This window comes from Dactylosporangium sp. CA-233914, assembly GCF_050942935.1.
Lineage (GTDB): Bacteria > Actinomycetota > Actinomycetes > Mycobacteriales > Micromonosporaceae > Dactylosporangium.
Genome location: NZ_CP192030.1, coordinates 6,764,127 through 6,778,971, shown reverse-complemented (window position 1 = coordinate 6,778,971; position 14,845 = coordinate 6,764,127). Strand labels below are relative to the sequence as shown.

At 73.9% G+C, this 14,845-nt stretch carries 12 protein-coding genes; 8 read left to right on the top strand and 4 right to left on the bottom strand.

The features are described from left to right. Positions 1-108 precede the first annotated feature (108 nt). Complete coding sequence (locus tag ACQPY0_RS30375; RefSeq protein ID WP_432967849.1) at positions 109-1,530, top strand: IucA/IucC family protein; 1,422 nt, start codon at positions 109-111, stop codon at positions 1,528-1,530. On the opposite strand, the gene ACQPY0_RS30370 is transcribed toward ACQPY0_RS30375, so the two are convergent. Next, complete coding sequence (locus ACQPY0_RS30370) at positions 1,490-2,320, bottom strand: alpha/beta hydrolase (protein ID WP_432967846.1); 831 nt, start codon at positions 2,318-2,320, stop codon at positions 1,490-1,492. The two genes, ACQPY0_RS30375 and ACQPY0_RS30370, sit on opposite strands and share 41 nt — an antisense overlap. A 41-nt stretch (positions 2,321-2,361) precedes the next feature. Between ACQPY0_RS30370 and def the strand changes: the two genes are divergently transcribed. Then, on the top strand, positions 2,362-2,877 hold the full coding sequence (gene def, locus ACQPY0_RS30365; RefSeq protein WP_432967843.1) for a peptide deformylase: 516 nt from the start codon (positions 2,362-2,364) through the stop codon (positions 2,875-2,877). On the opposite strand, the gene ACQPY0_RS30360 is transcribed toward def, so the two are convergent. Continuing rightward, positions 2,792-3,940: a type III PLP-dependent enzyme gene (locus ACQPY0_RS30360; protein WP_432967840.1), complete on the bottom strand. Its 1,149-nt coding sequence runs from the start codon at positions 3,938-3,940 to the stop codon at positions 2,792-2,794. The genes def and ACQPY0_RS30360 overlap by 86 nt on opposite strands. Positions 3,941-4,005: 65 nt before the next feature. Between ACQPY0_RS30360 and ACQPY0_RS30355 the strand changes: the two genes are divergently transcribed. The 5 genes from ACQPY0_RS30355 to ACQPY0_RS30335 all read left to right on the top strand — a co-directional run bounded on the left by ACQPY0_RS30355 (position 4,006) and on the right by ACQPY0_RS30335 (position 12,215). Continuing rightward, positions 4,006-5,214: a ferric iron reductase gene (locus tag ACQPY0_RS30355; protein WP_432967837.1), complete on the top strand. Its 1,209-nt coding sequence runs from the start codon at positions 4,006-4,008 to the stop codon at positions 5,212-5,214. A 31-nt stretch (positions 5,215-5,245) separates the two neighbouring features. After that, complete coding sequence (locus ACQPY0_RS30350; RefSeq protein WP_432967834.1) at positions 5,246-9,082, top strand: SNF2-related protein; 3,837 nt, start codon at positions 5,246-5,248, stop codon at positions 9,080-9,082. After that, positions 9,075-9,860, top strand: a complete 786-nt coding sequence (locus ACQPY0_RS30345; protein ID WP_432967831.1) for a hypothetical protein — start codon at positions 9,075-9,077, stop codon at positions 9,858-9,860. Before ACQPY0_RS30350 ends, ACQPY0_RS30345 begins: the two co-directional genes overlap by 8 nt. A gap of 129 nt (positions 9,861-9,989) precedes the next feature. Next, the gene (gene ahcY / locus ACQPY0_RS30340; RefSeq protein ID WP_432967828.1) at positions 9,990-11,522 is read left to right on the top strand and encodes an adenosylhomocysteinase; all 1,533 of its coding nucleotides are present in this window, start codon (positions 9,990-9,992) and stop codon (positions 11,520-11,522) included. Between the two features lie 153 nt (positions 11,523-11,675). After that, positions 11,676-12,215, top strand: a complete 540-nt coding sequence (locus ACQPY0_RS30335) for a dihydrofolate reductase family protein (protein ID WP_432967824.1) — start codon at positions 11,676-11,678, stop codon at positions 12,213-12,215. 848 nt (positions 12,216-13,063) lie between these two features. On the opposite strand, the gene ACQPY0_RS30330 is transcribed toward ACQPY0_RS30335, so the two are convergent. Next, positions 13,064-13,225, bottom strand: a complete 162-nt coding sequence (locus ACQPY0_RS30330; protein WP_432967821.1) for a hypothetical protein — start codon at positions 13,223-13,225, stop codon at positions 13,064-13,066. Positions 13,226-13,665: 440 nt separating this feature from the next. Between ACQPY0_RS30330 and ACQPY0_RS30325 the strand changes: the two genes are divergently transcribed. Beyond that, entirely contained in the window at positions 13,666-14,535 is an 870-nt protein-coding gene (locus ACQPY0_RS30325; RefSeq protein ID WP_432967818.1) for an NAD(+)/NADH kinase, read from the top strand. Here the strand turns inward: ACQPY0_RS30325 and ACQPY0_RS30320 are convergent. Beyond that, entirely contained in the window at positions 14,532-14,795 is a 264-nt protein-coding gene (locus ACQPY0_RS30320) for a UBP-type zinc finger domain-containing protein (protein ID WP_432967815.1), read from the bottom strand. The genes ACQPY0_RS30325 and ACQPY0_RS30320 overlap by 4 nt on opposite strands. Between the last annotated feature and the right edge of the window lie 50 nt (positions 14,796-14,845).

The window sequence follows — 14,845 nt, the reverse complement described above, 5'->3', positions numbered from 1 at the left end:
ACAGCATTCGCGCAGGTGAAACGGCAGCCAGGTGGTCAGCGCGGACAATTCTGGCCGAACGGACGACGCTGATCCCACCGGCCTCACCGGCCCGCCTAGACTCGGCGGGTGGACGCTCCCGACGTGACGCAGACCCGTGACGCGCTGCTGCGGCACCGTCCGGCGCTCGTCGCCGATTTCCTGGCTGCCGTACCCCACGCGCAGGCCGCGGTCCTCGCCCGGCTGGCCGGTGCGCTGTGGCGCGAGGACCTCGTCGACCCGGCCCGGCTGGCCGGTTCCCGCCCGCCGCTGTTCGGCCCGCCCCTGCCGAAGGTGGCCGTCGACGGCGTCGTGTACGACGACCCCGGGACCCTCGCCGCGGCGCTCGGGTTCGCCCCGGCGTTACGCCGGGAACTGGACAACAGCGTCGCGAACCTGGCCCTGGCCATGACCGTGCCACCCAGCCGCGAACGGGGGCTCGCGGCCGCGGAACAGTCCATAGTGGACGGGCATCCGCTGCACCCCTGCTGCCGCACCCGGATCGGCATGTCGACGCTGGACGTGCTCGCCTACGCCCCGGAGCACCGTGCGGTGGTGGCGCTGCGGGTGGTGGAGACGGACCCGGCCCGGTGGCGGACCGCCGGGGTGCCGGTGCCGCCACGGTTCCCGGTCCACCCGTGGCAGCTCCCCCGCGCACTGGCCACCGGCCTCGTCCACGACACCGGCGTCGAGGTGCCGGCGCGGCCGCTGATGTCGCTGCGGACCCTGGAGGTCACCGGCGGCGAATGGGCCGGGTGGCATGTGAAGACGGCGGTGGAGGTGCAGATGACCTCCGCCGTGCGGACCCTGTCCGCCCCCGCGATCCACAACGGGCCGCTCGCGTCGGAGCTGCTGGCGGCGCTCACCCGCGGTACACCCGAAATCCGGGTCCTGGCGGAGACCTCGGCCGGGACCGTCCTTTCCGGCGGCGGCCAGCCGCAGCGGGCCCTCGGCGCCGTGTGGCGCCAGGCGCCGCCCGCGGCCGCGGACGTCATCCCCCTGGCGCTGCTGCCGCACCGCCCCGACCTGCTCACCGCCGGTTTCTTCACCGCGCTGGTGGAGCTGATGGTGCCGCCGCTGCTGCGGCTGCTCGCCCACGGGGTGGCGCTGGAGGCGCACGGGCAGAACACGCTCGTGCAGGTCGACGGGGGCCGGCCGGTGCGGCTGTACTACCGCGACCTGGGCGGTATCCACGTGCATCCGGGGCGGCTCGCCGCAGCCGGGTATGCGATGCCGCCGCTGATCGGGGCGCTGCCGACCCGGGACGAGGACGCGCTGCGCACGAAGCTGCTCGCGGCCGCGTTCGCCACCGTCCTGGCCGGGTGTGTCGCGGCGCTGGGCGACGACGGGCTGTGGGGGCACGTCGCCGCGGTCGCCGCGGACTGCGCGGCGACCGCGGACCGGGCGGCGGTGCTGGCCGGGGACTGGCCGGTGAAGGCGACGACGGCGATGCGGCTCGCCGCCGACCCGCTCACCGACCGGTGGTGCCGGGTACGTAACCCGCTGCGGTGACCTTCACGATCTCGCCGATGACCAGCGGCCACAGCGGGCGGGGCGGCACCTCGTGGCCCATGCCGGGCAGTTCGACGAGCCGGGCGCCGGGGATCGCGGCGGCGAGGGCTGCGCCGTGCGGGGGCGGGAACAGCGGGTCGTGGGTGCCGTGCAGCACGGCGGTGGGGGCGGTGATGTCCGCGGTGCGGCCGGTCAGGGGCCGCCCGTCGGGAAGGATCCAGTGGTTGGTCTGGGCGGCGGCCATGTCGGTGGTGCGGTCGAAGACCCGCCGGGCCAGCTCCCGGACCTCCTCGGGGTCGGCGGGGATCGTACCGCTCAAGCGTCCCACGTCGGCGGTGATGCGTTCGACGGCGGCGTCACGGTCGCGCCAGTCCGGCGGCGGCTCACCGAACGCGGCCCGGACCCGGGGTTCGGGCGGCGGGAGGTCACCGGGCCCACCGGCGGCGAACGTGGTCGCGATGAGAGTCAGCGACGCGACCCGGCCGGGGTGTTCGATCGCGACCCGCTGCGCGATCGCCCCGCCCATCGACACGCCGACGAGGTGCAGGGGTCCGTCGGCGAGGGTCAGCACGTCGTCGGCGAGGTCGGCGCCGGTGTAGTCCGGCTCCCCCGCCGGGCAGGCCGGGGACCGGCCGGTGTCGCGGTGGTCGTAGCGGATGACCCGCCCGGCGGTGGCGGCGGCCAGCTGCCGGCAGAAGCCGGGCACCCACCAGTCCATCGACGACGACGCCCCGCCGATCAGCACGATCGGCGGGCCGCCGCCGGGGCCGTACGTTTCCGCGCAGAGCATGCGTCCGAGCCTAGACGGCCGACCGACGTACCCTGTGACCGGTGACGATCCAGCCGATCCGGGTCCTGGGAGACCCGGTCCTGCGCTCCCCCGCCGACCCGGTGACCTCGTTCGATGCCGCACTGCGGTCCCTGGTCCGGGACCTGCTCGACACGCTGACCGGCGAACCGGGCCGGGCCGGGGTGGCGGCCCCGCAGATCGGGGTGCCGCTGCGGGTGTTCGCCTACGGCACCACCAGCCCGTCGTACCTGGTGAATCCGCGGATCACGGCCCGGTCCGGGCAGCAGGACGGCGACGAGGGATGCCTGTCCATCCCGGGGCTGGCGTTCCCGACGCCGCGGGCGTTCACGGTCACCGCGACCGGCTTCGACGAGCACGGCGACCCGGTCACGGTCACCGGGTCCGGGCTGCTGGCCCGGGCCCTGCAGCACGAACTCGACCACCTCGACGGGGTCCTCTACATCGACACCCTCACCGGCGACGCCCGCCGCCAGGCGCTGCGGGCGGTGCGGGCCACCTTTCGTCCAGGGTCGCGAACCGCGGAGGGTCGAGCCTGAGGAAGTCGTGGTGGGCGACCTCCCAGCCGTACGCGCCGGTGTTCGCGAACAGCAGCACGTCCCCGGCCCGCAGCCGCCCGACCGGCTCGTCGCGGGACAGCACGTCGCGGGGGTTGCACTGCTCCCCCGCAACCGTGACCGGGGTGTTCACCACCTCCGGCCGCGGCCACGGCCACGGCCACGCCTCGACCGGGATCACCTCGAACGGGTGGCTGTAGCCCCACGACGCCGGCAGCCGGAAGTGGTGGGTGCCGCCCTTGACGACGGCGAACGCGGTGCCGTGGCTGTGCTTGACGTCGACGACCTCGGTGGCGTACCAGCCGGCCGGGGCGGCCACGTACCGTCCCGGCTCGACGACCAGCCGCATCCCACCGAGCCGCAGCTCACCGAGGTCCCGGGCGAGTCCGTGCAGGTCGAAGTGGGTCCGGCCGGTCACGTCGACGCCGAACCCGCCGCCGGTGTTGACGACCGGCCCGATACCGCGGGCCTGCGCCCACCGCACACAGTCCGCGATGAACGTGGCGTGCTGAGCGGCGTCGAGGTTGTTCGACACCGCGTGCAGGTGGACGCCCGCCACGTCGTGGCCGGCGCGGCGGGCGACGGCCACCGCCTCGTCGACGTCGTCCTCGGCGAGCCCGAACTGGGTCGGGACACCCGACATCCGGTGCCGGCCGGGCAGCAGCGGATGGGCCCGGTTGACCCGCAGGCAGATCCTGGCCCGCCCGGCCACGCCGAGCCGGCGCAGCTCGTGGAGGCTCTCGACGTTGATCACCGCCCCACGTTCGACGGCGCCGCGCAGCAGCTCGTCGGACTTCGCGGGGCCGCTGACGATGACCGCCGCCCCGTCCGGGGCCGCCGCCAGCTCACCGGCGGAGGCGACCTCGACGGCGTCGGCGGCGTCCAGGGCGGCGCGGAGCACGGCGGGGTGGCCGTTGGCCTTCATCGCGTACGCGATCAGCGTCCCCGCCGGCAGCGCCGCCCGCAGCGCCCGGACCTGCGCGCGGACGGTGACAAGGTCGTAGATGTAGGCGGGGCGGGGGCCGGCGAGGGCTTCCTCGATCACACGTGGGCTGGCTGACACCGCACTCCGTTCGGCTGCGCCCGGGCACGCGCAGTAGGCTCACGCCGATGCGCCTCATCGACGCCCGCGACCCGATCGCGTTGTGGCAGTACGCGGAACGGTATCTCGGCGTCGGCACCCGCACGTACAGCCCCTACGCCGCCGACCTCGACATCGCCGACGAGTTCCACCCGCAGCGGGGGGCGGCGACGTTCGACGTCCCGACGTTCCGGGTCCCGGCGACGCTGGGCGCCTACCGCCGCGCCGCCGCCGGCTCGCCGCTGCACGAGCTCTACGCCGACGCCGACGGCTTCCTGCTCCCGGTCCACCCCAACGCCCTGGACAGCCCCAACCTGCTCGGCCGCGACGAGCTGCTGGGCCTGCCTTCGGGCCCGCCGCTGACGGTCGTGCCGTCGGCGAACGCCCGCACCGTGTTCGTCGAGGCGGCCGGCGGCCGCCCGGTCCCGCCGCACTTCGTGAAGCTGCACTACCCGCGGCGACTGTCACGGTTCACCCGCCGGCTGCGCCGCCCGGTGATCGAGCTGCAGCTGTGGGTCTGCGACGACCTGCTGCGCGCCGGCACCCCGGTCCTGCCGGAGGTCGGCGGCGGCTGGCTCGACCCCGGCCTGGGCGAGGACGCGTGGGGGTTCCTGGTCCGCTCGGCCCGCCCCGCCGCCGACGCGCCGCCGTTCACGGTGCCGCTGTTCGCCCTCTACGGCCGGGACCTGCACGCCCCCGACGACCCGCCGCTGCTGGTCCAGCTGGTCGAGGCCGCCGGCGAGGCGCCGCTGGCCTTCCTCACGCAGCGGATCGTGGCCCCGATGGTGCGCATGTGGTCGCGGACCGCCCACGCGACCGGCTGCCCGCTGGAGACCCACGGCCAGAACACCCTGTTCGCGTTCGACCCGGGCACGTGGCAGACCCGGATCCTGTACCGCGACTGCGCCCTCTACGTCGACAGCACCCACCGCACGACCCGGTCGCTGCCGGGCGGCCTGCCCCCGGCGAACGTCATCCCCCGCGACGTGCCCCTCGCCGCGGACGAGGTGTTCAGCCTGACGTACGACAGCTTCATGGGCCACCACGCCCTGTCCTACATCGCCGCCCTGGCCCGCGACACATGGGCGGTGCCGCCGCAGGCCCTGCACCGCGCCGCCCGGGAGGCGTTCACCGCCCCGGACCTGCTGCCGCCGACGGTCTTCTACTACGACAACGCCCTGTACGACAACGGCGACTGGAAGCTTGTCGACACCGGCGAACCCCCGCTGTGGCGCTGACCGGCCGGCGGGTCGCAGTAGGGTCGTACCGGTGATCGTCGTGCACGGCCTGGTGCTGCCGGACGGAACCCTCGCCTACTGGGCCGAGTCCACCGACGCCGCCGCCCCCGTCCCGCCCCCGGCGCCTGCGCACCCCGGCGGCCCCGAGCCGTCCGCGCAACCGATCCCCCCAGCGCCGGCTCCCCTGCTCACACCAGCTGCCCCGTCCCTTCCCGACGCGCCCGCTTCCCGGCCGCTCGCCGCCTCCTGCTCTCCCGACGCTGCCACCGCAGCACCGGTCCCACCGCTTGCCTCTGCCTCCCCCTCTCCTGGCGCCGCGCCGGCGTCCCTGGTCGCCGCGGCATGCGCTCCTGTCACGCCGCCCACCGCCCCGGCATCCGGCGCCCGGGCCGTAGCGCCACGGCCGGACGGCGGCCCGGCTCCGCACCCGTTCGCCGTCCTCCCGCCGCTGCCCGGCACCGTCACGACCGCTGACCTGGTGCTGCCGTCCACCCCGACGGCTCCGGCCGCGTCCCCGGAGGCCACCGCCCACCTCCCGGGCAGCCGCCGCCCGGCAGCCCGCCGCCGCGCGGCGTGGACGGTCCCGGTCGTCGTCCCCGAACCGGGCACCGACCCGGAGCCGCTGCTGACCGCCTTCCCGGACGCTGTCGCCGGCTCGTCGATCGGTTTCCTGTCCGACCTGGTCACCTTCGCCACGGATCTCGTCGCCCGCGGCCGTGTCCTGCCCACGCTCACGGCGCAGCGGCCCCCGTCGGCGCGGTGGCGCCCGGCCCTGTGGGGCCCGGACGCCGCCACGTTCGAAACCTTGTCCCGCGCGATGCCCGGCGTCACCGCCGCCGCCGTGCCCGGCGCCGCCGCGAGCCCGGCCGCCCGCCGCGTGCCGCCCCGTACGGCCTCCACCGCCGCCGAGCCGTGGTCCGCGGCCACCGCGACCCGCGCCGCCCTGGACACCCAGGTCGACCTCCTCGTCCGTGCCCGCCTGTACGACCGCCCCCTGCTGTCCGACGGCCAGGCCCGCCACGACACCGCCATACACTCCTGGCTGTCCGCCCTGACCGCGCCCGACGCCCGCCTGCGGACGTCCACCCCGCCGTCCGGCTCGCCCGCGCTCGACCCCCGCGCCCAGGCTCGGGCGATCGCCCGAGCCGCCGCCGAGGGCCACGGCCGCACGAACGAGCCGCCGCCCGCCCAGGACTGGTCCGGGCCGGCGCCCGGCCGCGACGAGTCCGGTCAGGCGCCGGCCCGGGACTGGCTCGACCTGGTGCCGCACGACCGGGACGGGTCCGGACCGCAGGCGCCTTCCGGTCCCGGTGACACGCCCCGCCCCGGGTCCCGTGAACCCGGCGCCGCGGCCGCCGGTGACCTCCTCGGCGCCGCGCCGGCCGGTGATCGCAGCGCCCGATCCGGCGCCGCCGGCGTCTTCGGCCCGGCCGGTGCCGTGGATCGGCAGGCCGGCCCGGTGGCGCCCGCCGGATCGCCGGCGGCGGTGCGGGATCTGGTTGCGCTGGGTGAAGGCCCGCAGGTCGCCCGGCTGCGGGAGGTGCTGCAGCGGTGGGCCGACAGCGGGCGTCCCGCGCCCGTGCGGACCTGTTTCCGGCTGTCGTTCGTCGAGGACTGCGACGACGCCGACGACCTGGCCCCGGATCCGCAGGCCGTGCGCCGCGACGACCGGGCCGGGGTGGTCGCCGGCCGGGCGGGAGCGGTCGACGAGGACGGCGGGTCGTGGCTGGTGGAGTTCCTGCTGCAGCCGGCCGAGGAGCCGGGGCTGCTCGTCCCGGCCGCGGACGTGTGGAGCGACGCGGGGTCGCCGCTGTTCAAGTGGGTCGACTATCCGCAGGAGGTGCTGCTGGCGGACCTGGGCCGGGCGAGCCGGCTGTGGCCGGACCTCGACGACGCGCTGCGGGTGCCGCGGCCGGTGTCGCTGCGCCTGGACACCGTCGGCGCATACCGGTTCCTGACGTATGCGTCGCTGCTGCACGACGCCGGGTTCGGGGTGCTGCTGCCGGCGCGGTGGCAGCGCCGCCAGGAGCTCGGCCTGACGCTGACGGTCCGCACCCGGCAGCCGGCGGCGCCGGTGCTGCGGGACACGACCGCGAACCGGGCGGCGATCGTGGACTTCCAGTGGGGTCTGGCGATCGGCGACGAGTTCCTCTCCGACGCCGATCTGACCGCCCTGGCGAGGGCGAAGGTGCCGCTGGTGCGGCTGCGGGGCCGGTGGGTGCACCTCGACGGTGAGCGGCTGCGGGCGGGGCTGGCGTTCCTGCGCCGCGGCGGCCGCGGTGAGATGAGCGCCGGTGAGGCGATGCGCCTGACCCGGCTGGTCCCGGACGGGGACCTGCCGCTGCCGGTGACCGGTGTCGACGGCTCCGGGTGGCTCGCCGACCTGCTGACCGGCCGGGCGGTGGAGCGCCTGGAGCTGCTCGACCAGCCGCCGGGCCTGGCCACGGCCCTGCGCCCGTATCAGCGCCGCGGCCTGTCGTGGCTTGCGTTCCTGGACTCGATCGGGGTCGGGGCGCTGCTCGCCGACGACATGGGCCTGGGTAAGACGGTGCAGGTCCTGGCGCTGGAGGCGCAGCTGCGCGGGGCGGGGCCGCGGCCGCCGACGCTGATCGTGTGCCCGCTGTCGGTGCTGGGTAACTGGCGGCGGGAGATCGAGCGGTTCACGCCGGGCCTGACCGTCGCCGTCCACCACGGCGCCCACCGGCTCACCGCGGGCGTGGTCCCGGACGCGGACCTGGTCCTGACCACGTATCAGGTCGCGACCCGCGACGTCGACATCCTGGCCGCGATCGGCTGGGACCGGGTCGTGCTCGACGAGGCCCAGCACGTGAAGAACGCGGCCGGGGTGACGGCGCGGGCGGTGCGCAGGCTCCCGGCCCGGCACCGGGTCGCGTTGACCGGTACCCCGGTGGAGAACCGGCTGACGGAGCTGTGGTCGATCGCCGACTTCCTCAACCCGGGCCTGCTCGGCGAGGCCAGTGTTTTCCGGGCCCGGTATTCGGTGCCGATCGAGCGGTGGAGCGACCCGGATGCGGCCCGGCGGCTGCGCCGGGTGACGCGGCCGTTCCTGCTGCGGCGGGTGAAGACGGACCGGGCGGTGATCGCGGACCTGCCGGAGAAGTCGGAGCGGCGGCAGTGGTGCAACCTGACGCTGGAGCAGGCGACCCTCTACAAGGCGGTCGTGCAGGAGCTGTTCGTGAAGCTGCGTGAGGGCCGCGCCGGCCCGGCGCGCAAGGGTCTGGTGCTGTCGGCGATGACGAAGCTCAAGCAGGTGTGCAACCATCCGGCGCACCTGATGGGCGACGGGACGCCGCTGCCGGGCCGCTCCGGCAAGCTCAGCCGCCTGGAGGAGATCCTGGCCGCGGCGCTGGCGGCCGGGGACCGGGCGCTGGTGTTCACCCAGTTCACGAAGTTCGGGCAGCTGCTCGTGCCGCATCTGGGCCGGCAGCTGGGCACCGGCGTGGAGTTCCTGCACGGGGGTACCCCCAAAGGCGCCCGGGACCGGATGGTCGAACGGTTCCAGTCCGGTGACGGGCCGGGGGTGCTGCTGGTGTCGCTGAAAGCGGGCGGGACCGGCCTGAACCTGACGGCCGCGAACCACGTCGTGCACGTGGACCGGTGGTGGAACCCGGCCGCGGAGGCGCAGGCGACCGACCGGGCGTTCCGTATCGGGCAGCGCCGCGACGTGCAGGTCCACACGTTCGTGTGCATCGGCACCGTCGAGGAGCGTATCGAGCATGTGATGGCCGGCAAGCGGGAACTGGCCGGGGTCGCGGTCGGCTCCGGTGAGGGCTGGCTGACCGGCCTGTCCACCGACGACCTGCTCGACCTGGTGTCGCTTCGCCCGGAGGCGGTCACGGATGCCTGAACAGCGGTTTTCGGACCAGTTCATCGCCATGCTGGAATCCTTGCGGATGGGTACGACATTTTCGGCCGGGCGCCGCTACGCCCGCGCCGGGCAGGTACGCTCCGTGACCATCTCGACGAGTATCGTGACGGCGCTGGTCGTCGACGAGGACGGTGAGACGTACCGGGCCCGCATCGGGGTCAAGGCGTTCACCGCCGCCGACTGGGCCCGCATCGAACGGGCCCTGGCCGGCGAGGCGATCCACGCCGCGAAACTGCTCGCCGGGCACCTGCCCGACGATCTCGGCACGATCCTGGCCGGGTTCGGCCTGTCGCTGTTCCCGCAGAGCCTGTCCGAGGTCGTCCTGGACTGCTCCTGCCCCGGCTGGCACAAACCGTGCCGGCACCTGACCGCCGCCTGCTACGTGCTGGCCGAGGAGTTCGACGCCGACCCGTTCGCGATCCTCGCCTGGCGCGGCCGCGGCCGCGACGAGCTCCTCGAGGCGCTGCGCTCGCACCGCGTCTCCGCTCTGGGCCACATCGAACGCCGGCAGCACCCGCCCGCCGCCTCGACGAGCGAAACCCCCGCATCCGGTACCTTCTGGCAGGCCGGCCCCCGCCTGAGCGCCCCGGACCCGCAGGTGCCCGGCGCCGTGCACCGCCCGGACGCGATCCTGGAGCAGCTCGACCCGCTGCCGCTGTCCGCCGGCCGGTTCGACGTCACCGACCTGCTCCGTGCCGCCTATCACATCGTCACGCAGCGCGAGGCGGGGTTGCCGCCACGGACCCGGCCCCGCTAACGTCGACGGCAGCGGCGCGACGACGCCGCGGTCAGGGCCGAGAGGCGCTGCGACGGACCGTTCCGGGTCCGCCACGCTCGGCCGCCGCTGACCTTCCCTTGACCCAAGGGCGCCTCCTGTCACCGGGAGGTGACCTCAGGTATGTCCGAAATACGGTCCGGCCACACCCTGCAGCAGCTCATCGACGATGGGCACCCGTATCTGCAACGCCGCGGCGGCGTCGAGTTCGCCGTCGCCGACCTGTCCCTGGCCGCCGCGGGCCGCACCCAGATCCGCCTCGCCGAGCTGGAGATGCCCGGCCTGATGGCGACCCGCCGCGAATACGAGGCCACCCAGCCACTGCGCGGCGCCCGCATCGCCGGCAGCCTGCACATGACGGTGCAGACCGCGGTGCTCATCGAGACCCTCGTCGCCCTCGGCGCGCAGGTCCGCTGGGTGTCGTGCAACATCTTCTCCACCCAGGACGAGGCCGCCGCCGCGGTCGTCGCCGGCCCCACCGGCACGCCCGACGAGCCCGCCGGCACGCCGGTGTTCGCGTGGAAAGGCGAAACGCTGCAGGAGTACTGGTGGTGCACCGACCAGCTGTTCCGGTTCACCGGCACCGGCGGCGAACCCCTCGGCCCGAACATGATCGTCGACGACGGCGGCGACGCCACCCTGCTCATCCACCAGGGCGCGCAGTTCGAGACCCGCGGCGCCGTCCCGCAGCCGCAGCCCGGCGACGAGCACGAGTACACCATCATCCTGCAGACCCTGGCCGCGAGCCTGGCCCGGGACCCGCAGCGCTTCACCCGCATCGCCGCCGGCGTCCGCGGCGTCACCGAGGAGACCACCAACGGCGTCAAACGCCTCTACAAGCTCGCCGGCGAAGGCTCACTGCTGTTCCCGGCGATCAACGTCAACGACTCGGTGACGAAGTCGAAATTCGACAACACGTACGGCATCCGCCACTCCCTGCTCGACGGCCTCAACCGCGCCACCGACGTCATGCTCGCCGGGAAGCTCGCCGTCGTCTGTGGCTACGGCGACGTCGGCAAGGGCGCCGCCGAAGCCCTGCGCGGCATGGGCGCCCGGGTCGTCGTCACCGAGATCGACCCGATCTGCGCCCTGCAGGCCGCCATGCACGGCCTGCCCGTTGTCCACCTCGACGACGTCATCACCACCGGTGACGTGTTCATCACCGCCACCGGGAACAAGGGCATCATCACCGCCGACCAGCTGACCCGGATGAAACACAACGCGATCGTCGGCAACGTCGGGCACTTCGACAACGAGATCGACATGGCCGGCCTCGCCCAGCTGCCCGGCATCACCAGGACCGAGATCAAACCCCAGGTCCACGAGTGGACCCGCGCCGACGGCCGGTCGATCATCGTGCTGTCCGAGGGGCGGCTGCTCAACCTCGGCAACGCCACCGGCCACCCGAGCTTCGTCATGTCCAACTCGTTCACCAACCAGACGATCGCCCAGATCGAGCTGTACACGAAGCCCGGCGCCTACGAGCGGCAGGTGTACCGGCTACCGAAGCACCTCGACGAGAAGGTCGCCGCGCTGCACCTCGACGCGCTCGGCGTCCGCCTCACCAAGCTGACGAAGGACCAGGCCGAGTACATCGGCGTCGACGTCGCTGGCCCCTACAAACCCGACCACTACCGCTACTGACGGTGCCCGCCGCCCTCGCCACCCGCGATGCTACCGTCACCGAACGTGACGTTCCTGGTTCCGGCGCGGCAACCCCGCGCCGGAACCGGTGAATCCGGCCGCCCACCGTCGTCACAACAGCGACAACCCGCCGGACGACGAAAGGCACACACGATGGCGACCCTGCTGTACTCCGCGACCATGTCCCTCGACGGCTACATCGCCGGCCCCGGCGGCGACATGGGCTGGCTCACCCCGCACCTCGGCCCGAACCCGTTCGTCGAGCAGTTCATCCCCCGCTTCGGCGCCCTCATCGTCGGCAACCGCACCTTCGGCGGCGACGACCCCCACAAGGGCACCGACAAGGCCGGCAAGGCCTTCGGCGGCGGCTGGGAAGGCCCCCAGTTCGTCGTCACCCACCACCCCCGCCCCGACGGCGACGGGATCACCTTCGTCCCCGACGTGCCCACCGCGATCCGCGAAGCGAAGGCCGCCGCCGGCAACGCCCACATCAACATCCTCGGCGCCGACATCGCCCGCCAATGCCTGCGCCTCGGCGAACTCGACGAAGTCCTCGCGATCATCGCCCCGGTCCTGCTCGGCGCCGGCACCCGCCTGTTCGAGCACCCCGGCGGCGCCGACGTCCGCCTGGAGCAACTCCACGTCAGCCACACCCCGAAAGCGATCAACATCTGGATGCGGATTATCAAATAGTCGCAATCCGGTAACCGGCAATCCGATAATCCCGCCGGCAATCGGCCCGCAATCCCGCCGACAGCCGGTCCGCGTGCCATCCGTCCCACCCGCTCCGCCCGAGCACGCGACGAACGAACGGACCGACTGCCCGACCCCGCCCGCTCAACCGCAGTCCGCGGCGGAGGCGAAGGTGTCACCGCCGCAGCCGTCCGCGGCCGCGCGGGCGGGGCGCAGCCGGGGCAGCGCCGGCCGAGCCCCAGTACGCGGCCTGCACGAGGAGTGCGCCGAAGCCGCCAACCCAGGCCCCCGCATCGAGGCGCGTCCGCACCTGCAGGCCAGCAGCCGGTGCGCTGCGCCCGCAGCCCGTCCCGCTACGGGCTCAGCGCCAGCACGATGCCCGCCCGCGAGTACGCCACGCGCCGTGCCCAGCGGCCCCGGCGCCAACAATCGCCAGACGCACTCCGAACCCCGCGCGCCACCGGCCCGGCCACCGCGTCCCTCCTTCGACGCCCGCGTCCTGCGGCGGCCCAGGACATCCGGCCGCGGCCTGCGAGACCCGGCGGCGGCCCGGTTAGCCGACGGGGGCATCGCCGGCTAACCGGGCACAGCCCCGCCGGCCCCTCGCCGTGCACCGCAGAGGGCGGATTCGCCTCCGTGCCAGGCCCGACGCCCGCCGGATTGCCGGCAAACGGCCACCCGGCCGTCCCACGATGAGACAAGACCGGCGGCCGAAGCCGACCGGGCGCCTGCCCACTCCGCGGCTGCCGAGTAGTCAGTCACGGAGCGGGCAGGCGCCCGCACCGTCCGGCGGACCGGCGAGCCCCGGCCGCCCGCGCAGCCGCACGGCCCGTGGCCACCCGGCACCCTCAGCGCCGCTGCCACACCCCAGCGGCAGTCGTCCACCGCAGCATGGTCACCGCCTGCAACACAAGACCACCGGACAGCGACGGAGGCAGGCACAGCTCGTCGGCCAGGGACCGGATGATGTGCAGGCCGCGGCCGTGCTCGTCCAGTACCGGATCGAACAACGGCTCACCCGCGCCACCACTCGAGGACCACCAAAGCCGACCGGCGACGACGCATCCGGCCCACCGGACGCTGGCGACGCACCGGCCGGCGACACGAACCCGGAAGCACCGGCGCCGGCAGGATCAGACGATCGCCGGACGGGATCCGGCAAGCGTTCAACCGCGACACCCGCCACCTCGACGCGATCGGACCCGGCTTCAGCGCCGGCCGCGGCAACAGCGCCAGACGCAGCGGCAGGTACGGCGCCGGGATCAATGCCGGGGAGCACCGGCACCGTCGCGGCGTCACGTGGCAGATGCAACGCCAGCCGCAGCGCGATCGACAACCCCGACCCCTCCAAAACCCCGGCCGACACCGCAACCTACCCGCAACGACTCCCCGCCCGAACCCCGACCGACCCCACACCCACCTCCGAACCACACCCCGTACACTTGCAGTAATGGGGATGGTGCACACCGTCGGACTCGTCCTGCATCCACGCCGCGACTCCAAACCAGCCATCGACGCCGTCATCGACTGGGCCCGCAGCCGCGACACCACCGTCCTCGGCCTACCCGACGAAGTCGACCGCATCGACTGCTCCGCCGTCGCCGTCACCGCCGACGAACTCGTCGGCCGCGCCTCCCTCGTCGTCAGCCTCGGCGGCGACGGCACCATGCTGCGCAGCATGCGCCTGCTGTCCGGCAAACCCACCCCCGTCCTCGGCGTCAACCTCGGCCGCCTCGGCTTCCTCGCCGAAGTCTCCGTCGACGAACTCCCCGACGCCCTCTCCGCCATCGACGCACACCGCTTCACCGTCGAACCCCGCATGGCCGTACGAACCACCCTCCCCGACGGCACCAGCGTCACCGCATTCAACGACATCGCCCTCGTCCGCACGCCCGGCCACGGCCTCGCCGCCATCGCCATCTCCATGCAGGGCTACCCATTCGTCCGCTACGCCGCCGACGCCCTCATCGTCGCTACCTCCACCGGCTCCACCGCCTACAGCTTCTCCGCCGGCGGCCCCATCGTCTCCCCCACCGTCGAAGGCATCCTCGTCGTCCCCGCCGCCGCCCACTCCGCCTTCAACCGCGCCCTCGTCCTGTCCCCCAACGAAGACCTCGACCTCGAACTCCTGCCCACCAGCGGCCGCCTCGTCGTCGAAGTCGACGGCGAAGTCCTCGGCGAACTCAACCCCGGCGACACCCTCACCGTCTCCGCCGCCCCCGCCGCCGCGAAGGTGGTGCGCCTCGGATACACCACCTTCTACGAACGCGCCCGCCGCAAACTCCAGGTCAACGGCAGCCTCGAAGTCGAACTCCCCTAAGCATGCGACCGGTCCGGCAACCCGGACACACCGACCAGCGTCTCATCCGCATAACACCACACCCAGTCCTCACCCGGCTCGAACGACTGCACCAGCGGATGCCCCACCGAACGGAAATGCGCCGTCGCATGCCTCGCCGGCGACGAATCACAACACCCCACATGCCCGCACGTCAGGCACAACCGCAGATGCACCCAACGACCACCCACCGCCAGACAGTCCTCACAACCATCCGCCGACGGCTCAACCTCGGCCACCATGTCCACATGCGCACAAGCACTCTGCATCGCACCACCGTAGCCCCCGACAC